The 23,175-nt window shown below is 70.6% G+C and carries 20 protein-coding genes; 11 read left to right on the top strand and 9 right to left on the bottom strand.

All coding sequences use genetic code 11. From position 1 onward, the window contains the following. Positions 1-53 precede the first annotated feature (53 nt). From ACN20J_RS16165 to ACN20J_RS16175, 3 genes are all read right to left on the bottom strand, one after another. Positions 54-1,490, bottom strand: coding sequence for a DHA2 family efflux MFS transporter permease subunit (locus ACN20J_RS16165; protein ID WP_419666165.1), 1,437 nt, complete (start codon positions 1,488-1,490; stop codon positions 54-56). 92 nt (positions 1,491-1,582) lie between these two features. Beyond that, the gene (locus ACN20J_RS16170; protein WP_419666166.1) at positions 1,583-2,773 is read right to left on the bottom strand and encodes a lipid-transfer protein; all 1,191 of its coding nucleotides are present in this window, start codon (positions 2,771-2,773) and stop codon (positions 1,583-1,585) included. Further along, positions 2,770-5,043, bottom strand: coding sequence for an acyl-CoA dehydrogenase (locus tag ACN20J_RS16175; protein WP_419666167.1), 2,274 nt, complete (start codon positions 5,041-5,043; stop codon positions 2,770-2,772). Before ACN20J_RS16175 ends, ACN20J_RS16170 begins: the two co-directional genes overlap by 4 nt. A 177-nt stretch (positions 5,044-5,220) precedes the next feature. Here ACN20J_RS16175 and ACN20J_RS16180 point away from each other — a divergent pair, with 177 nt between their 5' ends. The 8 genes from ACN20J_RS16180 (at position 5,221) to ACN20J_RS16215 (ending at position 14,211) form a co-directional block, all read left to right on the top strand. Further along, positions 5,221-6,999: an MFS transporter gene (locus ACN20J_RS16180; protein ID WP_419666168.1), complete on the top strand. Its 1,779-nt coding sequence runs from the start codon at positions 5,221-5,223 to the stop codon at positions 6,997-6,999. Between the two features lie 158 nt (positions 7,000-7,157). After that, positions 7,158-7,808 (top strand): class I SAM-dependent methyltransferase, encoded by a 651-nt coding sequence (locus ACN20J_RS16185; RefSeq protein WP_419666169.1) that lies wholly within the window; start codon positions 7,158-7,160, stop codon positions 7,806-7,808. A 138-nt stretch (positions 7,809-7,946) separates the two neighbouring features. Then, entirely contained in the window at positions 7,947-8,960 is a 1,014-nt protein-coding gene (locus ACN20J_RS16190) for a helix-turn-helix domain-containing protein (RefSeq protein WP_419666170.1), read from the top strand. 213 nt (positions 8,961-9,173) lie between these two features. Further along, entirely contained in the window at positions 9,174-9,713 is a 540-nt protein-coding gene (locus ACN20J_RS16195) for an RICIN domain-containing protein (RefSeq protein ID WP_246575017.1), read from the top strand. Then, positions 9,701-10,903, top strand: coding sequence for a sialidase family protein (locus ACN20J_RS16200; protein ID WP_189838134.1), 1,203 nt, complete (start codon positions 9,701-9,703; stop codon positions 10,901-10,903). Before ACN20J_RS16195 ends, ACN20J_RS16200 begins: the two co-directional genes overlap by 13 nt. Before the next feature lie 189 nt (positions 10,904-11,092). After that, positions 11,093-12,070, top strand: coding sequence for an N-acetylmuramoyl-L-alanine amidase (locus tag ACN20J_RS16205; RefSeq protein ID WP_190228284.1), 978 nt, complete (start codon positions 11,093-11,095; stop codon positions 12,068-12,070). 158 nt (positions 12,071-12,228) lie between these two features. After that, a complete protein-coding gene (locus ACN20J_RS16210; protein ID WP_190228093.1) occupies positions 12,229-13,071 on the top strand; it encodes a hypothetical protein in 843 nt (280 codons plus the stop codon). 129 nt (positions 13,072-13,200) lie between these two features. Beyond that, a complete protein-coding gene (locus tag ACN20J_RS16215) occupies positions 13,201-14,211 on the top strand; it encodes an LLM class F420-dependent oxidoreductase (protein ID WP_419666171.1) in 1,011 nt (336 codons plus the stop codon). Positions 14,212-14,242: 31 nt separating this feature from the next. Here ACN20J_RS16215 and ACN20J_RS16220 read toward each other — a convergent pair whose 3' ends face one another. From ACN20J_RS16220 to ACN20J_RS16230, 3 genes are read right to left on the bottom strand one after another with little or no spacing between them, the layout of a single operon-like run. Beyond that, positions 14,243-15,001: a hypothetical protein gene (locus ACN20J_RS16220; RefSeq protein WP_189838131.1), complete on the bottom strand. Its 759-nt coding sequence runs from the start codon at positions 14,999-15,001 to the stop codon at positions 14,243-14,245. Beyond that, positions 14,988-16,580, bottom strand: coding sequence for a substrate-binding domain-containing protein (locus ACN20J_RS16225; protein WP_419666172.1), 1,593 nt, complete (start codon positions 16,578-16,580; stop codon positions 14,988-14,990). Before ACN20J_RS16225 ends, ACN20J_RS16220 begins: the two co-directional genes overlap by 14 nt. After that, on the bottom strand, positions 16,577-17,797 hold the full coding sequence (locus tag ACN20J_RS16230) for a hypothetical protein (protein WP_361910749.1): 1,221 nt from the start codon (positions 17,795-17,797) through the stop codon (positions 16,577-16,579). Before ACN20J_RS16230 ends, ACN20J_RS16225 begins: the two co-directional genes overlap by 4 nt. Positions 17,798-18,012: 215 nt before the next feature. On the opposite strand from ACN20J_RS16230, the gene ACN20J_RS16235 reads away from it, so the two are divergent. Continuing rightward, the gene (locus tag ACN20J_RS16235; protein WP_055617873.1) at positions 18,013-18,309 is read left to right on the top strand and encodes a hypothetical protein; all 297 of its coding nucleotides are present in this window, start codon (positions 18,013-18,015) and stop codon (positions 18,307-18,309) included. A 73-nt stretch (positions 18,310-18,382) separates the two neighbouring features. Here ACN20J_RS16235 and ACN20J_RS16240 read toward each other — a convergent pair whose 3' ends face one another. Genes ACN20J_RS16240 through ACN20J_RS16250 form a run of 3 tightly spaced genes read right to left on the bottom strand, consistent with a single transcriptional unit; the run spans position 18,383 to position 21,890 of the window. Then, the gene (locus ACN20J_RS16240; RefSeq protein WP_419666173.1) at positions 18,383-19,453 is read right to left on the bottom strand and encodes a prenyltransferase; all 1,071 of its coding nucleotides are present in this window, start codon (positions 19,451-19,453) and stop codon (positions 18,383-18,385) included. Continuing rightward, positions 19,450-20,241 (bottom strand): class I SAM-dependent methyltransferase, encoded by a 792-nt coding sequence (locus ACN20J_RS16245; protein WP_419666174.1) that lies wholly within the window; start codon positions 20,239-20,241, stop codon positions 19,450-19,452. Before ACN20J_RS16245 ends, ACN20J_RS16240 begins: the two co-directional genes overlap by 4 nt. Next, a complete protein-coding gene (locus tag ACN20J_RS16250; protein WP_419666175.1) occupies positions 20,235-21,890 on the bottom strand; it encodes a glycosyltransferase family 4 protein in 1,656 nt (551 codons plus the stop codon). The genes ACN20J_RS16245 and ACN20J_RS16250 overlap by 7 nt, the downstream gene beginning before the upstream one ends. Before the next feature lie 234 nt (positions 21,891-22,124). Here ACN20J_RS16250 and ACN20J_RS16255 point away from each other — a divergent pair, with 234 nt between their 5' ends. Both ACN20J_RS16255 and ACN20J_RS16260 read left to right on the top strand, forming a co-directional pair. Then, positions 22,125-22,772, top strand: a complete 648-nt coding sequence (locus ACN20J_RS16255; protein ID WP_189838127.1) for a TetR family transcriptional regulator — start codon at positions 22,125-22,127, stop codon at positions 22,770-22,772. A gap of 43 nt (positions 22,773-22,815) precedes the next feature. Then, entirely contained in the window at positions 22,816-23,016 is a 201-nt protein-coding gene (locus tag ACN20J_RS16260; protein ID WP_189838126.1) for a hypothetical protein, read from the top strand. Positions 23,017-23,175: the final 159 nt, after the last annotated feature.

Raw genomic sequence — 23,175 nt, forward strand, 5'->3', positions numbered from 1 at the left:
TTTGCGGCTCCGCCGCGGGGCGCACCCCAGCCACGACCCACCCGCACCGAACCTCAACCCCGCCCAACAACCCCCCGCGGAAGCCACACCAGCATCAGCACAACACCCCCGAGCAACACACCCCCACCCGTCCGGAACACCAGCGCGTACCCCTCCGTCAACGCCTCCGGCGACCCCCCACCCCCGGTCCGCGCAGCGGCAATCGTGGACATCACCGAGAGCCCGATCGCACCACCCATCGTGCGGGAGGTGTTGACCAGCCCCGACACCAGCCCGGCCTCCCCCGGCTCCGCCCCCGACGTGGCCAGCGCGGCGAGGGGCGTCGCGGACAGCCCCGCGCCGAGCATCATCAGGATCCCGGGGAACATGATCGCGGTGAGGTACGCGCCGTCGGCGGTCATCGTGGACTGCCAGCCGAACCCGGCGGCGGCCACCAGCGCCCCGAGCACGGCGACATTGCGCGCTCCCACAACGGGCATCAGCCGCGGCGCCAGCTTCGAGCCGAGGATCACCGCGAGCGAGCTGGGCACGAGCGCGAGTCCGGCGTCCAGCGGCGAGTAGCCGAGCACGTTCTGCGCGTACAGCGTCATGAAGAACCACATGCAGAACATCGCCGAGCCGCACAGGAACATCGCCACGTTCGCCGAGGACACCGACCTCAGCCGGAACAGCTTCAGCGGCATCAGGGGCGCCTTCGTCCGCGCCTCGACGAGCAGGAACAGCCCGATCAGGGCGGCCCCGGCGGCCAGCGGCACCAGGGTCTCGGCCGAGGTCCACCCCTCGGCCTCGGTCTGCACGATCCCGTAAGCGAGGGTCGCGAGGCCTGCCGTCACCAGCAGGGCTCCCGGCAGGTCGATCCGGCGTCCGCCGCCGGCCCGGCTCTCGACCAGCCAGAGCAGGGCGCCGGCCAGGACCACCGCGCCGATGGGCACGTTGATCAGCAGAACCCACCGCCACGAAAGCCCGTCGACCAGGACCCCGCCGACCAGCCCGCCCGCCGCGCCGCCGCCTCCGCCGACCGCGGTCCAGGTCGCGATGGCCCGCGCGCGTGCCGCGCCCTCGGGCACGGCCGACGTCAGGATCGTCAGCGTCGAGGGCGCGAGGACCGCCGCCCCGAGACCCTGCACGGCCCGCGCGGCCAGCAGTTGCCAGCCCTCCTGGGCGAGCCCGCCCGCGAGCGAGGCCAGCGTGAACAGCGCGAGCCCGATCAGGAACATCCGCTTGCGGCCGTACAGGTCCCCGGCCCGCCCGCCGAGGAGCATGAATCCGGCGAAGGCGATGGTGTACGCGTTGACGACCCACTGGAGCCCTGGGGCGCTGAGCCCCAGGTCGGCCCGCATCGACGGCAACGCCGTATTGACCACGGACACATCGAGGACGACGAGGAACTGTCCCGCGCAGGCGAGTGCGACCACCACCCAGGTGGGCGGCGCGGGACGACGGGACACGGGTATCTCTGCGGCGGCTCTGAGGGTGGGCATGGGTGTCATGCTCGCAGCGGTCCTGTGCCCCGTACATCGGAATTTCGCTGGACGGACCGTCCGCCGCAGGACCTAGGTCCCGGGCAGCACCCTCTCGCCCGCTAGCCCCGCCTCAGCAGGGTCACCACCGCCGCGCCCCCGAGCCCGATGTTGTGCGCGAGGCCCACCCGCGCGTCCGTCACCTGCCGGGCCGCCGCCTCGCCCCTCAACTGCCAGACCAGTTCGGCGACTTGGGCGATCCCGGTGGCTCCCAGGGGGTGCCCCTTGGAGATGAGGCCGCCCGAGGGGTTCACCACCCAGCGTCCGCCGTACGTCGTCGCGCCCGACTCCACCAGCTTCCCGGACTCCCCCTCCTCGCACATGCCGAGCGCCTCGTACGTCAGCAGTTCGTTGACGGAGAAGCAGTCGTGGAGTTCCACGACGTCGACGTCCTCGATGCCGAGCCCGGCCCGCTCGTACACCTGCCGGGCGGCGGCCCGGGACATCGGCTGCCCGACGACGTCGATGCACGACCCGGACGCGAACGACTCCTCCGTGTCCGTGGTCATCGCCTGCGCGACGATCTCCACGGCCCGCTCCCCCAGCCCGTGCCGCTCCACGAACCGCTCCGACACGACGACGGCCGCGGCGGCCCCGTCCGAGGTGGGCGAGCACTGGAGTTTGGTCAGCGGCGCGTGCACGGTACGCGCGGCGAGGATCTCGTCGACCGAGTAGACGTCCTGGAACTGGGCGTAGGGGTTGTTCGCCGAGTGCCGGTGGTTCTTGGCTCCCACGGCGGCGAGCTGCGCCTCCGTCGTGCCGTACTTCTCCATGTGCTCGCGCGCCGCGTTCCCGAAGATCTGCGCGGTGGGCGGAGTCATCTCGAAGCCGTGGCGGGCGGCCATCACCCCATAGTGCCGGGCGACGGGTGACGTCTTGAAGTCACCACCATCGGCCCCGCCCCCCAGCGCGCCCCGCGCCATCTTCTCGAACCCCACCGCCAGTACGCAGTCGCTCGCGCCGCCCTCCACGAACTGCCGGGCGAGCATCAGCGCGGTCGAGCCGGTCGCGCAGTTGTTGTTCACGTTGTAGACGGGCACACCGCTCAGGCCGAGTTCGTAGGCGGCCCGCTGTCCGGCCGTGGAGGCCTGGAAGCAGTAGCCGACGGGCACCTGCTCCACGGCGTCGTACGAAATCCCGGCGTCCGCAAGGGCGTTGGTGCCCGCCTCCCGGACCATGTCCCAGTACTGCCAGTCCCGGGTCTCCGGCTTCTCGAACTTGGTCATGCCCACACCGACGACGTATGCCTTCATGACTCTCCCCGGTCTTCCGCTCGCTCTTCCGCTCGCTGGTCCCTCGGCAGGCCGAGGATGCGCTCCGCGACCACGTTCAGCTGCACCTGCGTCGTCCCGCCGGCGATGGTCAGACACCGGCTGAGCAGGAATCCGTGCACGGCCCGCTCCCCGGCGCCCTCGCGCAACGCACCGGCCGGGCCGAGGAGTTCGAGTGCCAGCTCGGCGACCTTCTGCTGGTGCGCGGTCTGGACGAGCTTGCGTACGGAGGCACCGGCGCCCGGGTCCACGCCCGAGACCTGCCGCATGGTCGTGCGGAGCCCGATGCAGCCCAGTGCGTGGGCCTCCGCGATCAGCGTGCCGACGCGTTCCCGCACGGTGTCGTCGAGGCCGGCGGAGCGGGCGACGATCGCTTCGAGACCGGTGCCGAAGGTCAACTGGTCGGCCATGTGGACGCGTTCGTTACCGAGGGTGTTGCGTGCGACCCGCCAGCCGTCGTCGACCGAACCGACCACGGCGTCGGCGGGCAGCACGACGTCGTCGAAGTAGACCTCGTTGAAGAGCGATTCGCCGGTGATCTCCTTCAACGGACGGATCTCGATGCCGTCCGTCTCCTTCATGTCGACGACGAAGTACGTGAGCCCCTTGTGCTTGGGCGCGTCCGGGTTCGTCCGGGCGAGGAGGATCCCGTAGTCCGCCCACTGGGCCGAACTCGTCCACACCTTCTGCCCGTTGACGCGCCAGCGCCCGTCCGCGGTCCGCTCGGCCCGCGTACGGAGCGAGGCGAGGTCGGACCCGGCACCCGGCTCCGAGAAGAGCTGGCACCACAGCACGTCCCCGCACAGCGTCGGCAGCAGATACCGCTCCTGCTGTTCCGGGGTCCCGTAGGCGATGAGCGACGGTACGACCCAGGTGGCGATCCCCAGATCGCCGACACGCACTCCGGCGGCGGCCAGCTCCTCCTGCACGGCGAGCTGCTGGACGGGACCGGCACCCAGTCCGTACGGCGGAGGCAGGTGGGGTGCCGTGTACCCGGTGGGCGCCAACTCCCTTCGAACAGCTGCCGGTTCGAGGCCGCGTACGCGTGCGATGACGGCCCGGGCCGCCACCCGGTGCCGCGCGGCCTCCGCCTCCGGAAGCTCGGTACGGAGCTCGCGTCTCGCCCCGTTCTCCGCCGCTCCGACCGCCCGCAGGAGATGCCCGCCACCGAGCAACTGCCGTGCCACCAGGGCCCGTCGGAGGTAGAGATGCGCGTCGTGTTCCCAGGTGAAGCCGATGCCGCCCAGCACCTGGACGCAGTCCTTGGCACATGTGAGGGCCGCGTCGAGCGCGACACCGGCGGCGAGGGCGGTCACCAACCCCCGTACGTCGTCGGGTTCTTGTACGGCCCTGGCCGCGTCCCACGCCAGCGCGCCGGCCCGTTCGACGCGGACCAGCATGTCGGCGCACAGGTGCTTGATCCCCTGGAACTGGCCGATGGGCCGCCCGAACTGCTCCCGCACCTTCGCGTACGAGGCCGCGGTCTCCAGCGCCCACGCGGCGGTCCCGCACGCGTCGGCGGCGAACACGGCGGCGGCGAGGTCCCGCACGAGCGCCGAGTCGACGTCGAGGACGCGGTCGGCCGGGACCCGTACAGCCGTGGCCACGACCTCCGCGGTCGCGCGGGTCGGGTCTGCGCTCTCATGGACGCGGACGGAGAGCTGCGAGGCGTCCACGGCCAGCCACAGCGTGCGCCCGCCCGGCACCCCTGCCGCCGACGCCGATGCCGGGACAGACCCAGGCACCGACGCCGCCAGGATCAGCAGGTCCGCGTCGCCGCCGGACAGTACGGGCGGGGCTGCCCCGTCGAGGACGTACCCGCACCCGTACCCGTCCGCGTACTCGTCCGCGTCGGCCACGGCGGTCAGCGTCCCGGTCCCGAGGGCGACCGCCCCGATCCGCTCGCCTCCGGCCATGTCCCGCACCAGTTCCTCGGCCGCGGCGCCCGCCCTCGCGAGCACCAGCGAGGCGAGCGCGTTCGCCGCGTACGGCCCGGGGAGCGCCGCCCGTGCGGCCTCCTCCAGTACGACGGCGAGGTCGAGCACCGTCCCGCCGCCGCCTCCGCACTCCTCCGGGAGGTGCACCGCGAGGAATCCCTGCGCGGCGAGCGCGTCCCAGTGGGCGGGGCGTCCGCCCTGGCCGCCGGGTGCGTCGAGCAGCTTGCGCGTTTCCTCTGGTGGCACCGTCCGGGCGATCCAGCCGCGTACGGCCTCGGCCAGGTCCCGCTGTTCCCGCGTGATCCCGATCCCCATGCGGCGCAGACTAGAACACGTTCCAATCTGACGGAAGGTCAGATACGGACCGATCCACTTCTCCACGTAATGAGAAAGTCAAGAATTCGTTAGCGGCTCGAAGCAACGGAATAGTTGCCTGGGCGCACGGGGTTCACCCTGCACCTACCCCGCTCTCGCCTCTGGAGGCAGCACGTAATGACCCGGACAACGACGGAACCGCGCACGCGAAGGCCCAGCGGCAGCGGAATCGTTCCGGTGCTGGCCTTCGCGGGCATCGTTGTCGCGGTGATGCAGACCCTGCTCGTGCCGGTCATCAAGGACCTGCCCGAGCTGCTGGGCACCTCGCCGAGCAACGCCACCTGGGTCATGACCTCGACCCTGCTCGCGGGCGCCGTGGCCACACCGATCATGGGGCGCCTCGGCGACCTGTTCGGCAAGCGGCGCATGCTGATCGCGAGCCTGGCCGTGATGGTCGTGGGCTCGCTGATAGCCGGCTTCACCAGTGAACTGCTCGTGATGATCGTCGGCCGTGCCCTTCAGGGCTTCGCGATGGGCGCCATCCCGCTCGGCATCGGCCTGATGCGCGATGGGCTGCCCCGCGAGAAGCTCGGCTCGGCGATGGCCCTGATGAGCTCCTCGATCGGCGTCGGCGGCGGGCTGGCCCTGCCGGTCGCCGCCCTGGTGGCGCAGCACGCCGACTGGCACGCGCTCTTCTTCGGCTCCGCGGGCCTCGGCGCCCTCTCGATCCTGCTCACCCTGGTCTTCGTACCGGAATCGCCGATGCGGGCCGTGGGCACCTTCGACGTCTGGGGCGCGCTCGGCCTCTCCGCCGGTCTCGTCCTCTTCCTCCTGCCGATCACCAAGGGCAGCGACTGGGGCTGGACGTCCGGCACCACGCTCGGCCTGTTCGGCGCGGCGGCCGTCGTCCTCCTCCTGTGGGGCCTGATGGAGCTGCGCGTGAAGGCGCCGCTGGTCGACCTGCGCACCACGGCCCGCCCCGCGGTGCTCTTCACCAACCTCGCCTCGATCATGGTCGGCGTCGCCTTCTACGCCGTCTCGCTCGTCCTGCCCCAGCTCCTCCAGCTGCCCACGTCGACCGGTTACGGTCTCGGCCAGTCCATGGTCGTCGCGGGTCTGTGCGTGGCGCCGCTCGGCCTGACGATGATGTTCACGGCTCCGGTGTACGCCCGTATCTCCGCCAAGTACGGCCCCAAGGTCACCCTGATGATCGGCATGCTGATCATCGCGGTCGGCTACGGCGCCGGCCTCGGCCTGATGAGCGCGGCCTGGCAGACCATCGTCATCGCCGTCGTCCTGGGCGCGGGCATCGGCCTCGCGTACTCCTCGCTGCCCGCGCTGATCATCGGTGCCGTGCCCCCGTCGGAGACCGGCGCGGCGAACGGCCTCAACACGTTGATGCGCTCGATCGGTACGTCCGTGTCGAGTGCCGTGATCGGGATGGTCCTGGCGAACACCGCGAACCAGGTGGGCGGTGTGGCCGTTCCCACGATGCACGGCTTCCGGGTGTCCTTCATGATCGCCACGGGTGCGGTGCTGCTGGGCCTGGTGTTCGCGGCGTTCCTGCCGGGGCGGCGGGCGGCTGCCAACGCGGAGAAGCCGCATCTGGTGGCGTCCAGCGAGGACGTCGAGTACGTCGAGGTCTCGCCTGAGCCGGTCCCGGCCAGCCAGGTCGGTCAGACCGCTCCGGCCGGTTTCCGTGGCCGTGTCCTCACCGCCGACGGTGTTCCGGTCGCACGGGCCAAGGTCACGCTGATCGACCGGCGGGGGCGGCAGGCGGGGGCGACGCTCTCCGTGGAGGACGGGAGCTATGCGCTCGCCGTGCCCACCAAGGGGGCGTACGTGCTGGCCGTCACGGCCGGGGGGCATGGGCCGCTTGCCTCGGGGGCGAACCACCCCGGTGGCGCGCGGGCGGTCGAGATGGATCTCGCGCTGCCGAGCGTCGTCCCGGCGTAGCGCTCCGCTGGCCGGGGCGGATTGAGGGTGCGGGTCGGATTGAGAGTGCGGGTCGGTGGGGGCCGGGTGCGCGGTTCCTCGCGCCCCTGAGGGCGGGGGCGCGCCCCCGCCCTGCCACCATGGGGCGCCCGGACACCCGTACGACCTGGAGGAACCCCATGCCCGCCGTGCCCAAGCCGGAGATTCTCGCTGCCTTTGAGGGTGCCAAGGGGTTCATGCCCGTGGGGGAAGGGCTCGCGTTGTACGCGGCCGCCGTCGAGGCGGGGCGGCTGGGGCTGCCGTTGCTGGAGGTGGGTACGTACTGCGGGCGATCCACCGTCCTGCTGGCCGGTGCCGCCCGCGAGGCCGGTGTCACGGCGGTCACCGTCGACCACCACCGCGGCAGCGAGGAGCAGCAGCCGGGCTGGGAGTACCACGACCCGGCGACGGTCGACCCGGAGCTCGGCGTCATGGACACACTCCCGACCTTCCGCCGTACGCTCCACCGGGCGGGCCTGGAGGACCACGTGGTCGCCCTCGTCGGCCGCTCCCCGCAGATCGCCGCCTTCTGGAACTCCCCTCTCGGCCTCGTCTTCATCGACGGCGGCCACACCGACGAGCACGCGACCGGTGACTACGAGGGCTGGGCGCCCCATGTCGCCGAGGGCGGGCTGCTGCTCATCCACGACGTGTTCCCCGACCCGGTGGACGAGTTCACCGGGCAGGCGCCGTACCGCGTGTATCTGCGGGCGCTGGCGTCGGGCGCGTTCACGGAGGTCTCGGCGACGGACTCCCTGCGGGTGCTGCGGCGGACGGGCCCGGGGATCTGAGGCCGAGGGGTGGTCGCGATGTCCGGCCCGAGCCGGCTTACCGAGGCACCCGAATGCACCGTATGAAGATTGAAGTACCCTCCGCACGGGCGAAGTTGGGCGGCGATGCGCCCGGCGGCCGGGGAGGGACGGGGCGGGATGATCGGGACGGTGTTCCGGAGCGAGGACGTACCTGCGGAGCACAGGTTCGACTACTGGCGTGAGCTGGTGCACCGGGCGATCGCACCGAGCGACATCACCAGTGACCACGCCGGCGACTTCTGGGCGGAACAACGCCTGCTGGAGCTGGGGCCGGTGATGGTGTGGCCGACGTCGTTCCTGCCCTCGCGATTCCTGCGCACCGAGAAGATGGTGCGTCAGTGCGACCCCGAGATGTACCACTTGTCCCTGATGCTCGGCGGCGGGCTGGGGCTGGACCACATCGGGCGGACCGACCTGTACGGCCCGCGCGACCTGTGGGTGACCGACACCTCCGAGCCGTACGACGTGCAACCGCCGGACGGCGAGGGCCGCCAACTGATCACGGGTGTGGCCGTGGACTTCCCCAAGGCGCTGCTGCCCCTGTCGCCGGACCGGGTCCGGGAACTGCTGGGCAGGCGACTGTCGGGGCGAGAGGGGACCGGCTCGCTGCTGACGGAGTTCCTCATCGGCCTGGACCGGCAGTCCGCCGCCCTCCAGCCGTCCGACGCACCCCGCCTGGGATCGGTGCTGCTCGACCTGCTGTCGGCCTGGTTCGCCAACGTGCTCGACGTGGAGAACGCCCTGCCGCCGGAGACCCGCCACCGGGCCATGACCACACGCATACGGGCGTTCATCCGGCAGAACCTGCGCGACCCGGGGCTCACACCACCCCTGATCGCCGCCGCACACCACATCTCCGTCAGCTATCTGCACCGGCTCTTCCAGGAACAGACGCCGGGCGAGGACGGCGAGGGCGAGACGGTCGCGGCCTGGATCCGCCGTCTGCGACTGGAGGGTGCCCGGCGCGACCTGGCGAACCCCGCGCTGCGCGCCGTCCCCATCCACACCGTCGCCGCCCGCTGGGGCCTCCCCCGCGCCTCCGACTTCACCCGCGCCTTCCGCACCATGTACGGGCTCACGCCCAAGGAGTACCGGCTCCAGGCGCTCTCCCCGCCGGAGCAGACGGAGTAGAGGCAGAGCGCAGGAACTGTGGACTCATACCTAACGACAGCCCCAGGAGTGACAGACATTCTGATGCGGGGGAAGGCTGCGCAGCCTTCAGGAGGAGCGTCCCACGGGGGAGGACGCCCCTCCTTCCCTTTTTGAGTCTTTTCGAGTCTGCGGAAAGAAGACGAAGAAAGAGATGAGCAGTTGATGCGGAGCAGAGTGCCAGGAACGTCCAGGGTGCGAAGACGAGCCGTCGCCGCGGCGGCCGTCGCACTGCTGAGCGCGCCCGTACTGACGGGGTCCTCACTCACCAGCACGGCGTCGGCGGCGGAGAGCACCGAGACGGCCGGGACGACGGTCGCAGCCGCGGCGGCCGAAGAGCCGGTGTACGCCCGGCTCTACAACCAGGGCACCGGAAAGTGCCTCGCCGTCCCCAGCGCGAATCCGGCCAACGGGGTCGTGCTGATCCAGTGGACCTGCAGTACCAGCGCGAGCCAGTACTGGACGCTCGAACCCGTGACGAACGGCTACCGGGTGCGCAACCAGGCGACCGGCAAGTGCCTCGCCATCGGGAGTTCGAGCACCGACGGGGGCGCCAAGGCCATCCAGTGGCCGTGCAGCGACAACACCGACCAGGTCTGGGCCCACGACGGGACCGACCGGCTGCGGAACGCCAACAGCTCCCTCTGCCTGGCCATCCCCAACAGCACCACGACCAACGGAACCGAGGCCATGCAGTGGACCTGCTCGGGGAGGGACCAGCAGTGGCTCTGGTAACGGGACAGCGGCCCTCGGGAGCACCTCGGCCGATCTACCTGACGACGTTCCTCACCCTCGCCGCCGCGCTGCTCGCGGCCCTCCTCATCGCCCCCGACAGCGCGTCCGCCGCGGGGGTCTCCGACGTCCGGACGGTCCACACGAACCAGGAGACCGAGGGCGACGGCCCCCGCGTCCCCGACATCATCAGCACCAGCGCGGACAACGCGGTCGTGGCCTGGCGGGAGGGCACCCTGCCCGGCAGGGTCGACGAGGGGTACATCCGGTACTCGTACACCACCGACGGCGGGGCGAAGTGGTCCCACCCGAAGGTGCTGGCGCAGGAGACCAGTGAGTACCTCTGGCACTACGTCACCCTCTACCAGGTGGGCGACGAGCTCTTCGCGTATCTCGGCCGCACCCCGGTCCTGGACGACAGCGAGACCGACGGCGACGGGAACAACGACAACGGTCTGCCGATCAACGACATCGTCGTCAAGCGCAGCACCGACCAGGGGCACACCTGGCAGGACTACGCCGTCGACATGCCGCTCGACGACCCGGCCACCACCGCCGACGAGGGCCTGGGCAACCTCGCCTTCGCCGGACGTCCGCTCCAACTGGCCAACGGGGACCACGTCATGCCGTACTGGGCGTCGGGCAGGGAGAACGGGGTGCTGTACTCCACCGACCTCAAGAAGTGGGTCGCCCGCCCCGCCATCCCGGACCCGAACAAGTACATGGGCGGCGAACCGCAGCTCACCGTCTCGCAGGACGACCCGAACAAGCTGATCATGGTCGCGCGCAGCAACTACGCCGTGTCCAAGGTCTCCGCGGTGACGGCCACCAGCGACAACGGCGGCCAGTCCTGGACCGACTGGGCCCTGGACAGCAACGTGCCGTCCAACGACTCCAAGGTGTTCTTCACCACGGACAGCGCGGGCAGGTATCTGACCATCGCGAACACCTCCCTCGATGCCAGTGCCTACCGCAAGGTCCTGAACTACAAGGTCAAGAGCCCCGGCAAGGCGTGGGGAGCCGCCAAGCTGTTCGCCGACGGCCCCGCCGACGACCCGACACCGGCCGGTACGGGCGCCGGCTGGGACACGTACCCGATGGCCGACGAGTACGCGCCCGGCAAGTTCTTCGTCGTCTGGGAGCACGACACGTCCGCCATCAAGGTGAGCAGGCTCGACATCTCCGACACGTAGACGTCCGACACGTAGGCGTCCGGCCCTGCGGCCGTACGTGACGAATGCGGGCCGGAGCACCCCGATCAGGGGCGCTCCGGCCCGCACGGCGTGGTCGCCGACACCGTCACAGACGTGATCGTCGACACCGTCACCGGCATGGCCCAGGGAAACCTGCGGACCCTGAGGGCGGCCCGTAAGGTGGCAGGCGTGTCGTACGTAGGTCCTGACTTCGAACCTCCCCGTCCCCCGCGCCACCCTCTGCGCGGCCCCCTGACCGTGGCGGTCGCCGCGCTCGTGCCGGGCGCGCTGGTGGGCTGGCTGGTGTGGCAGACAGTGGGCGACTCCGGCGGGGACGCGCAGGCGTCGCCCTCGTCCACGTCCTCCTCATGGGGCAGGCCCGCCACGCCGGGCGCCTCGGACGACGGCAAGGAGCAACCCGGCGACCCCGGCGGGACAGGTGCCGGCGAGAAGCCCAACGGGTCGCCCTCCGCCTCGGCCCCCGCCGGCTCCGGCCCGCTCAAGGGCAAGGTCGTCGTCATCGACCCCGGCCACAACCCCGGCAACTTCCAGCACACGTCCGAGATCAACCAGCAGGTGAACATCGGGACAAACTCCAAGGAATGCGACACGACCGGTACGGCGACCAACGACGGTTACACCGAGGCGAAGTTCACCCTCGACGTCGCCCGCCGTATGCGCACCGTCCTGGAGAAGCAGGGCGCCACCGTGAAGTTCACGCAGGACGGCGACCGCTCCTGGGGCCCGTGCGTCGACGAGCGGGCCGAGATCGGCAACAAGGCCGACGCCGACGCCGTGGTGTCGATCCACGCGGACGGCGCGGGCGCCGGCAACCGCGGCTTCCACGTGATCCTGCCCGGCTCCGTGCACTCCGGCGCGGCCGACACCCGTCCGATCGTGGCCTCGTCCCGCGAGCTCGGCGAGCGCGTCGCGGGCAGCTTCCTGCGCGTCACCGGCAGCGCCCCCTCCAACTACATCGGCGGCGGCACCGGCCTGGACGTCCGCAAGGACCTCGGCGGTCTCAATCTGTCAACGGTTCCCAAGGTCTTCATCGAGTGCGGCAACATGCGCGACGGCAAGGACGCCGCCCAGCTGACCAGCAGCGCGTGGAGGCAGAAGGCGGCGCAAGGAATCTCTGAGGGAATCGTGAGTTTCCTGCACGGGTAGTGATCAGCGCACATATACGTGCGGACACCCCTGTGGGCCTGACGATAGTGTCGTCTCTACGATGAGGGGCCACCCCCGCGCTTCACACCGCGGCCTTACGGCGACATGGTGACAGCGACGCCTCCACCGATGACGAGACGACTGACGAAGGACCTGAAGTGAATATCCGCTCCCTCACTCGAGGCGACGGCGTGGTGATCGGAGCAGCGGTTCTGCTGTTGATCGCGTCGTTCCTCGACATTTACTCGATCGACGGGGCCAGCGACAGCGCCGACATTCCCAACGCTTGGGGAAGTGGCCCTCTCCTCCTGAGCGTCACCTTCGCCGGCCTCATCGGCGCCGCGCTGATCGTTGTCGCCCACGGCCTGCCGCAGTTGCCGAAGGTCGCCGGTCTCGAACTCGGCCCGTTCGGCATCGCCTTCACGGTGTTCGCCGCCTGGAGCGCGCTCGGGAACATCTTCGACCCGGCCGGTGGCTTCGACAACAACGGCGGTCTCACCAACTTCGGGGCTGGCACCGGTCTCATCCTCAGCCTGATCGCCACGCTGGCCCTCGCCGGCGCCGCGGTCGCGACTCCCCTCGTGCCGGCCCTCAAGGGCCCCCTCCTCCCCGCCCCCAAGCCGGCCGCCCCGCAGCCGTACGGCGGTCAGCCGCAGGGTGGTTACGGCTACCCGGGCGCCGGTGCTCCGCAGCCGGGCCAGCCCTACGGCGGTCAGCCGCAGCCCGGTCAGCCGGGGCAGCCGTTCGGTACGCAGCCCCAGCCGCAGCAGGCTCAGGCCCCGCAGGCGCAGCCGGCCGGCGGGGACTTCTCGCCGTTCTGGTTCGCCGTTCCGGTGCCGCGTCCGCTGTTCGCGGAGGACGGTTCGCCGACGCCGATCGCCGAACTGGCGCCGGGCACCTGGTACCTGGCCGTCGAGCAGCGCGGCCCGAGCCTGGTGGCGCAGACGCAGGACGGCCGCCGCGGTGTTCTGCAGGACACGTCCGGGATCCAGCGCGGCTGACCCACGGTCGCCGGGTTCCACCACGGCCCTCCACCCTCACGAGCTCTTCGGCGCTCTTCCGGGTGGGGGGCCGTCGGCGTACAGTCGCCGGGGTATCCGGCATCTGACGGACCGTCAGGAGTGGTGTGCATGCGGCTCGGACTCGCTCTCGGTTACTGGGGACGCGGCCCCTCGGCGGACCATGTGCCTCTCGCCCAGGAGGCGGAGCGGCTCGGTTACGACTCCGTGTGGACCGCCGAGTCCTGGGGCTCCGACGTCTTCACACCGCTCACCTGGATCGCCGCGCAGACCTCAAGGATCAAGCTGGGCACGGCGATTGCCCAGATGGCCGCCCGCTCCCCCACCACGACAGCGATGCACGCGCTCACCCTCGACCATCTCTCGGGCGGGCGCGTGATGCTCGGCCTCGGCCTGTCGGGCCCGCAGGTCGTCGAGGGCTGGTACGGGCGTCCGTTCCCCAAGTCGCCGCTCACCGCGACCCGGGAGTACGTCGACGTCGTACGCCAAGTCCTCAGGCGTGAGGGGCCCGTGGAGCTGGACGGGCGGTTCCACTCTCATCCGTACCGGGGCGAGGACGGGACGGGGATCGGCAAGGCGCTCAAGCCGATCACGCATCCCCTGCGTGCCGAACTGCCCATCCTCCTTGGCGCCGAGGGGCCGAAGAACATCGCGCAGACCACCCGGATCGCGGACGGCTGGCTGCCGCTGTACTGGTCGCCGTTCAGGACCGATGTGTACGAGGCCTCTCTCGACACGGCTCCCGAGGGCTTCCTCGTCGCGCCCATGGCCCGGGCCAAGGTCTGTGACGACGTCGCCGAAGGGCTGCTGCCCGTCAAGGCGATGCTCGGCTTCTACATCGGCGGCATGGGGCACGCGGCGCGCAACTTCCACGCCGATCTGATGGCGCGGATGGGCTTCGAGGAGGAGGCTCGCCGGATCCAGGAGCTGTTCCTGGCGGGCCGTCGCGAGGAGGCCGTACTCGCCGTGCCGGACGCCTTCGCCGACGAGATCTCGCTCGTCGGCCCGCGCGAACGGATCGCGGAGCGGCTGGAGTTGTGGAGGAAGGGTCCGGTGACGGACCTGCTGGTGCTGTCACCGGACCGGCTCACCCTGCGCACGCTGGCGGAGCTCAACTCGTAGCGCGTCCAGAAGGGGCGGCAACTCCCCGCCGTCAGCGGAATATGGCGATCGCCTCCAGCGTGACCTCGCGGCTGTCCGACCGCCAGCCGGTCATCTTGCCGAGACAACGCGCCTGGAAGGAGCCGTCGTTGATCCGCTCGCCGCGCAGGCCGCCCGCTGCGCAGGTGACGCGGACGTGGGCGGGCTGCCCGGGATCCCCGTACGGAGCGCGCAGCACGATCTCCTCGGTGGACTCCGACTCCACGAGGAAGCGGCCCCGGACCGAGACGAACTCCTCGATGTCGCTGAGCGCGAGTCCGCCGCGCCCGGCGTCGGGGCCGAGGGTCTCGGCGAGGGCGCGGTTCGGGGTGACGTCCCCGGAGCGGAGGTCGGCGTGGACGATGACGTCGGCGCGCTCGAAGGCGTCCATGAGCATCCCGATCACGGAGATCGGCTCGCTCTTCTGGACGTAACTGCTGAACTTCTCCTGGCTGATGTCCCGGTTGGCCTTGACCGTCCACGGCAGCAGCCTGCCCCAGAGCCCCAGGCTGGTGTTGACGTTGGTCCGGTGCTCGACCGCCTGCTCCAGTGCCGCGCTGTAGTTGCCGATCCGGTAGAGGTCCATCACCGCCTTCTCGTCGAGGTAGAAGCAGATGCTGTACGCGGACCGCTGTCCGAGCGCCCGCCGTCTTCGCTCCCGGACGTGCCGCGCCAGCACGGCACCGAGCGTCACCAGTCCGGCCGCGGTGACCAGCCACACCGTCATCCAGGGCCACCACACACCCCACCACTGCGCGTCAACGACAGCCACGGATCTCCTTGAACGCCTCGGAAAGGGATGAGCCCTGCGCGTCCACCATGCGTCCGCCCGTCTTCGTGGCCGCGCGCCGCAGTGCGCCTGCGTCGGCCTCTCCGAAGTGCACGGGGTAGGTGTGGACCGCGGCGCGGGTCTCGGCAGCCCGCGCCTCGTAGCGGCGTACGAACTCCTCGTACGCGATACCGGAGTTGTTCTCGCCGTCCGTCATCAGGACGATGGACACGGCCCGTTCGGGGTCGTCGGCCACCACGGTCGAGGCCGTGCGGTAGCCGTGGTCGAGGGCGGTCCAGACGGCGGTCGCGTCGCCGTAGCCGCCGCGCGCGACGAGGTCGGCGAGCGTCGTCAGGTCCTTCTGCCCACCGACGGTGACGGTCCTCTCCTCCAGCACTCGGCCGCCGAACCGTACGACGGTCAGCCGCTCGCCCTGGTAGAAGCGGGCGAACTTGCCCGTCGCCGAGGAGTCCGCGCCGCTGAGATCCGCGAAGGCCTCACGCAGGGCCGCCATGCGCTCGCCGCGCATCGACCCGGAAAAGTCGAGCAGGAAGATCACCTGGTCGGCGACCCGTCGCCGGGGATCGCCGTAGTCGTCCAACAGGCTCTCCACGACCGCCAGTTGGTCGGGGAAGTAGAGCGCGTTGCCGACCGGCGCGCGCAGTTGCCCGTCCCGCCGGACGGACGCACTCACCGGCCGCCGCAGGGCCGTGCGCATGATCTTCTCCTGTACGGAGTCCCTCTGAAGCCACTCCACGACCTTGTCGTAGGCGGCCCGTCGGTCCGGGTCGTCCTGGTCGAGGAGCAGTAGCGGGAAGTCTGCGAGGACCATGCCGTCCTCGGGGCGAACGATCTCCAGCTTCTCCTTCAGCCGGCCACCGGAGTTGAGGGCGAGCAGGTCGGACTCGTACGTGATGAGGGCGTTGGCCGTGCCGGGGTGGTCGACGAAGTCGTCGAGCAGGTCGCGGGTGGAGTCGGCGGTGAGTCTCTGGCCGGAGCGGAAGCCGCGCAGCCGGTCGCAGGAGACGTCGTTCTCGCGCAGGGCGCCGCCGGTGCCCGCCGCGGCGGTCGCGACGCCGACGAGCGCGGCGAGCCCGCTGCCCGTCTGCCGGGGGTCGGCCATCCCGAAGCGTACGGTCCCGGTGGCGGCGGCATCGGCGATGTCGGCCCAACTGAGCTTGCCCTCCGGCGACTTGGCGCGCAGCTCGCGTGCGACGTCGGGCCGCAGGCCGACGACGACCGGCGAGAGCATGGTCGGCGTACGCAGCAGCCGCTGGGCGGTGTCCTTGTGGCGCAGCCGGAAGGAGCGGTCGGTGGAGAGCCAGGCCAGATCGTGCCCACCGCCCTTTCCGGTGCCGGGGACCAGGTCGTCACCGGTGTCCGCGTCGGCCCGGTAGTCCATGTCGAGCTCGACACCGGTCTCGTCCCTCAACTCGTCGAGGAGCGGCTCCAGTACGGCGAGGTCGGGGCCGGCGAGGACGCGGAGGGTGGTCTTCTCGTCGTCCTCTCCGGTGCAGCCGGTGACGGTGACGGACAGGGTGAGCGTCAGACACAGGGCCAGGCCCCGTAGCCCGCGTCTCACTTGGGGTCCTTCTGCGGCTCCGGGCAGTCGCCGACGATCTGGATCATCCGCTCCAGGACGGACAGGCTGGGGAGGACCGCCTTGGTGTCGTCGGCGGAGGTGACGGGCGCCTGGATGTGGCGGTCGGTCAGGAACTTCGCCAGCTGGTCGCTCATCTCGTCGGCGGTGGCGTCCCGCGGCCGGAAGCCCAACTCCACGGCCCGCGCCTGGAGTTCGGAGTTCTTCGTGACGAGTTCGCCGAGCCGCTCGCCGTCCTTGGTGAGGGCGACCAACTGGGGTTCCGTGACGAAACGGGTGTCCGGGTAGAGAAGGACGCGGTCGGTGTCGGGCCTGCCCTTGGCCTTCTGGTGGCGGATCTGGTGGGCCAGGTACTGGTGCTCGTAGAAGACCGCGATCGGCGAGATGCTCTTGCCGTTCGGGGACAGATACGTCTCGGCCATCTCGGAGGCGGGCAGGCCCTGTTCCACGAGCAGCGGCTTGATCTCCTGGGCGAGAGCCTCCGCCTCGCGCTTGCCGTTCGGAGCGTCGTTCCCGTGCCGTACGAAGGCGACGAGGCCGAGATACGTGCCGCCGGAGTTGGCCTGGCAGATGTTCGAGGTCTGGGCGAGGATCTTGTTGCCGTTCTCCACGCCATGGTTCTTGATGCCGATGTCCTTCCAGCGTTTGTCATCCTTGGTCAGCTGCAGGAACCTCCCCATGTTGAGCGTGTAGTAGAGCGGCTTGCCGCCGACGCTCCCGTTCCGCTGGGGCTCCGCGACCTTCGCGTCCTTCAGCGTCTCGGCGTACGCCCGGTACGTGCCCAGCACGATCGGGCTGACGAACGGCCGGTAGGTGAGCACCGGGTTGCCGGCCCTCGCACGCTTGTTGGTGATCAGGTCCGCCGCGGGCTGTCCGGAGGGGAACACCACGTCGTATCCCTCGACGTCCTGGTTGGCGATGTCGCGGGAGCCCATGTTCGTGATGTGGACGCGGAAACCGTGCTCCATCAGGATGCGCCGGACTTCGGGATCCTCGAAGAAGTCCCTTTTGGAGGCCATCTTGGCCTCGATCGTGACGACCCGGTCGAGCGGCATCAGCAGATGGCCGGAGGCCAGGAGCAGGACCAGGCCGACCACGGGGACCGGGAGTGTGAGTGCGAGTGTGCGGCGCAGGCGACTGCGCTCGGGTCTGTTGACGACCAGACGGGGTTCCTCTGACACGGATCTGTTCGCGGACACCGGCGTCTCCCCCTAGCGTGGGGCAGGATCGTCGGTGACAGCGCTTACCGCCGAACCACCTCACGACGAACGGCAGTTGGAACCAAGGTTAATCGCTGACGAACCATCACCGGGAGGGCCTGGCACCACCCTTCGACGGCGCCTTGACCTCGAAGGATTCCAACGTGTTCGAACACAACAGGTTTCATTCGGGATTCAAGGGCAACTCGCAGAGCATGTCCTCTCGAACTCGCAGCAACGGTGCCAACCAGGCCGGCACGGTCATCGCGGTCGTCGCCGACATCATGGCCCTCATCCTTGGCCTCTGGATCCTGATGTACCTGCTGGATGCCAACCAGGGCAATGACTTCGTCCAGTTCATCCATGACGCGGCACGCTGGCTCGCCGGCTGGTCGCACGACCTGTTCACCTTCGACGAGCAGTGGGCACGGGTCGTCGCAGGGTATGGCCTCGCGGCCGTCGTGTACCTCTTCGTGGGGCACGCGATCGCCAACCGCGCCCACCGTCACTGACGTACGTACCGAGTACTGACGTACGTACCGAGCAGGTGCGAGCACGTACACGTACCGAGCAGGTGCCCGGCCCCTACTGACAGCAGTCCGGGTCCAGGCCCGTCGGCAGGCGGTCGCCGCTGAAGACCGCGCACGTCGCCTCGTCGCCGCCCAGGGCGGCGACGGCGAGGAGCAGGGAACCGGCCGTCCAGGAGGTCAGCTCCTCGGGCCAGACGGCCTGGGCGTCGAAGACATAGCCCGTCCAGTACAGGCCGGTTCCGGGGTCCCGAAGATGCTGGATCGACTGGAGTATCTCCAGGGCCCGGTCGGACTCGCCCACGGCCCACAGCGCCAGGGCGAGTTCGGCCGACTCCCCGCCCGTCACCCACGGGTTGGGAACGACACATCGCACGCCGAGCCCCGGGACCACGAAGCGGTCCCAGCCCTCCTCGATGCGGTCCTTCGCCTCGGCGCCCGTCAGGGCGCCGCCGAGCACCGGGTAGTACCAGTCCATCGAGTAGCGGTCCTTGTCGAGGAACCGCTCCGGGTGCCGGCGTATCGCGTGGCGCAGCGCGCCCACCGCCAACTCCCAGTCGGGCTGCGGCTCTTCGCGTTCCTCGGCGATGGCGAGCGCGCAGCGCAGCGCGTGGTGGACGGACGAACTCCCGGTCAGCAGCGCGTCGTTGACGGGCGTCCCGTCATCCTCGCGCTTCCAGCCGAGCTGCCCGCCGGGCTGCTGCAGTTCGAGGACGAACTCGACCGCCGCGAACACGGTCGGCCACATCCGGTCCAGGAACATGTCGTCGCCGGTGGCGAGGTAGTGGTGCCACACGCCGACGGCCACATAGGCGCAGAAGTTGGTCTCGCGGCCGCGGTCGGTGACGTCGGCGGCGTCCCCGTCGGCGTAGGCCGCGTACCAGGAGCCGTCCTGGTTCTGGTGCCGGGCCAGCCAGTCGTACGCCCGCCCGGCGGCCTCGTGCTCGCCGGCCGCGTCCAGGGCCATGGCGGCCTCGGTGTGGTCCCACGGGTCGAGGTGGTGACCGCGGAACCACGGTATGGCGCCGTCCGCGCGCTGCACGTCCAGGATGCCGCGGACGGTCTGCGCGGCCTGCTCCGCGGTGAGCACTCCGGTCAGGACGAGGTGCTCCGTGCGCGGTGTCGTCACGAAGGGTCCACCGTGGCGTCGGAGGGGTTCACCGCGGCGGCGTCGGAAGGGGCCACCGCGGCGGCGTCGACGGGCAGGTGGGGCTTGGTCGCGTACGCCACGAAGCTCTTGCCGATCAGCGGGTTCAGCGCCTGTTCGGCGACCCGGGTGGCCAGGGGTTTCTTCATGATGTCCCAGACAAGGAGCTTGTGGTACGCCCGCACCGGCAGCGCCTTGTCGTTGTCGACGCCGAACGCGCACTTCAGCCACCAGTAGGGGCTGTGCAGCGCGTGGGCGTGATGCGTGCCGTACGGCCTGAGGCCGGCCTCGCGGATCTTGCCGAGCAGTTCGTCCGCCTTGTAGATGCGGATGTGGCCGCCCTCGACCTCGTGGTACGCGTCCGAGAGGGTCCAGCAGACCTTCTCGGGCCCGTAGCGCGGGACCGTGATGGCTATCCGCCCGCCGGGCTTCAGCACGCGGACCATCTCGGCGAGTACGCCCTTGTCGTCCGGGATGTGCTCCATCACCTCGGAGATGATGACGACGTCGAACGACTCGTCGGGGAAGGGGAGTTGGAGCGCGTCACCCTCCATGGCGGTGGCGGTCGCGCCCTCCGGCGCCTCCCCCGCCTCCTTCATCGCGGCGAACCACTTGGCGACCTCGCGGATCTCCTCACCGTTCTGGTCCACCGCCACGACATGCGCGCCGCGCCGGTAGCACTCGAACGCGTGGCGCCCCGCCCCGCACCCGAGATCCAGCACACGGTCCCCCGGAGCAAGCGGAAACCGGGAGAAGTCGACGGTCAGCACGTGGTCCTGCTTTCACGGTGAGGGGTGTCCACGGGGGTGGTGGCGGGGGCCACGGACAAGGGGGTGGCGGGGGCCACGGTCGCGGGGGTGGCGGGCGCCGGGGCCGGTGGGGTCGTGGACGCCATGCCCAGAGGGATGGCGGACGCCCCGCCCGGCGGGGTGGCGGACGCCAGATCCGGAGGCGTGGCGGACGCCAGGTTCAACGGGGTGGCCGACGCCAGGGCCGGAGAGGTGGCGGGCGCCGGGGCCGCGTCCTGTGTGGCCGCGGAGCGGCCGGGAAGCTGGGGCGCGGAGCGGTCGTCGCCTGCCGCGGAGCGGCTTTGTGGCTGGGCCGCGGAGCGGTCGCCGCCCGCGATCGCCTCACGGTAGCGGGCTACCGTGCCCTCCGCCGCCTTGGCCCACGTGAACCGCTCCAGCACGCGTGAGCGTCCGGCCGAGCCGAGGCGTTCACGCAACCGGGGGTCCCCCAGCAGCCTACTCAGGCCGGCGGCCAGCGCCCCCGCGTCGCCGGGCCTGACGGCCAGGCAGGTCTCGCCGTCGGGGCCGGTGACCTCGGGGATGGCTCCGCCGGTCGTGGCCACGAGGGGCGTACCGGTGGCCATCGCCTCGGCGGCGGGCAGCGAGAAGCCCTCGTACAGGGAGGGCACGCAGGCGACCTCGGCGGACCGTACGAGGTCGACGAGCTCCGCGTCCGAGATGCCCTTCACGAACTCGACCGAGCCTTCGAGGCCGTACCGCTCGATGAGCTGGGCGACCGGCCCGTCCTCGGCACGCTTGCCGACCACGACGAGGTGGGCGGCGGGATGCTCCGTACGGACCTTGGCGAGCGCCTCCACGAGGAAGACGAGGCCCTTGAGAGGAACGTCCGCGCTGGACGTGGTGACGATCCGGCCCGGCACCTGCGGCACGGACGGATCCGGCGAGAAGAGGTCGGTGTCGGCGCCGATGTGGACGACGTGGATGCGGTCGTCGCGTACGCCGAGGTGGTCGACGATCTCCTGGCGGGACGTGCCGGAGACGGTGAGCACGGAGGGGAGGCGGCGGGCGACGCGCTTCTGCATGCGCGTGAACGCGTACCAGCGGCGTACGGACATCCGGCGGCGCCGACCCTCCGCGGCGTCCAGCTCCAACTGCCGGTCCACGGTGATGGGGTGGTGGATGGTGGTGACCAGCGGGGCGCCCACGTCCCCCAACAGCCCGTAACCCAGGGTCTGGTTGTCGTGCACGACGTCGAAGTCGCCGCGGCGGGCGCGGAGATGGCGGCGGGCCCGCAGGGAGAACGTCAGCGGTTCCGGGAAGCCGCCGGTCCACATCGTGCCGACCTCGATCGCGTCGACCCAGTCCCGGTACTCGTCACGCTTCGGCGTCCGGAAGGGATCCGGGTGGCGGTACAGGTCGAGGCTGGGCAGTTCGGTGAGCGAGAGCCCGTCGAGCCCCTCGCCCTCGTCGAGCACGGGGTAGGGCTGGGAGCCGATGACCTCGACCTGGTGGCCCAGGCGGGCGAGCTCGCGCGAGAGGTGCCGTACGTAGACGCCCTGGCCGCCGCAGAACGGGTTCCCCTTATAGGTGAGGAGCGCGATGCGCAGCGGTCGGTCGGCGTCGGCGGCCGAGCCCGCGTGGAGGCCTGCCTCCATGGCCTCATGGGTCACTCTCGGCCCCCTTCTTCCAGCACGTTCCCGCGAGATTACTTCGGGACGGTAATCTAGAACAAGTTTCAGACTTGATCGTTCAGGGAGCACAGAATCTACCGGCAGGTAGCTCTCCTGTGAGCGGTGGATCAGGTGATTCACGCCACGGCCGGGCTCTACTCTGCTGTCGCCCACTCGTCCCCATCGAGCCCTCTGTTGTACGAATCTTGTACGAACGTCACGGAATCGGGATCCATGCCTGCGGAAGCCAAGACTTCGGCGAAGGCCGCGCAGCCGGCGCTACGGGCCGCGCAGCCGGTCACTCCCCCGCTCACCGAGCGCCAGGAGGCGCGGCGGCGGCGCATCCTGCACGCGAGCGCGCAGCTGGCGAGCCGGGGTGGGTTCGACGCGGTGCAGATGCGGGAGGTCGCGGAGTCGTCCCAGGTGGCCCTGGGCACGCTCTACCGCTACTTCCCGTCCAAGGTGCATCTGCTGGTCGCGACGATGCAGGACCAGCTCGCCCATATGCACGGGACGCTCCGCAAGAAGCCGCCGGCGGGCGACACGGCGGCGGAGCGGGTGGCGGAGACGCTGATGCGCGCCTTCCGCGCCCTCCAGCGCGAGCCGCATCTCGCCGACGCGATGGTCCGGGCCCTGACGTTCGCCGACCGCAGCGTCAGCCCGGAGGTCGACCAGGTCTCCCGCCAGACCACGGTGATCATCCTCGACGCGATGGGCCTCGACGACCCGACCCCCGCCCAGCTCTCCGCGGTCCGCGTCATCGAACACACCTGGCACTCGGCCCTCATCACCTGGCTCTCGGGCCGCGCCTCCATCGCCCAGGTCAAGATCGACATCGAGACGGTGTGCAGGTTGATCGACCTGACGTCAACGGACGATTGACGGGTGCCGTCGAGGGGCTGACCGGAGGAGCTAGCGTGACCGCATGCCCGTGATCACGGTGGAGTTCACCGACCGAGAGATGGCTCAAGTGGAGGCGAGCGCCGCCTCCCTCGGCAGGACGACCAGTGCCTACGCGCACGATGTCGTCATGGCCGACGCACGGCGTACGGCGCTCCCGGAGACCCGCACCCCGTCCGGGACGCCCACCTCGGACGTCCAGACAAAGCCACGCCGAACCGGCTGACATCGCACATCCGAGCAGCCGCACCAGCAGCCACGCCCCAGGGAAGCCGACCTCCGGGACGCAGCCCGCGCCATCACCTCCTGGCGGTAGGGCCCGGCACCCTGTGCGCCCCGCCGCTCACCCGACCCGCCGACCTCCGCGGAACCCACTCCCGCAGCC

Origin of the sequence: Streptomyces sp. 2-1, from assembly GCF_048564895.1 — a bacterium.
Taxonomy (GTDB): domain Bacteria; phylum Actinomycetota; class Actinomycetes; order Streptomycetales; family Streptomycetaceae; genus Streptomyces; species Streptomyces phaeochromogenes.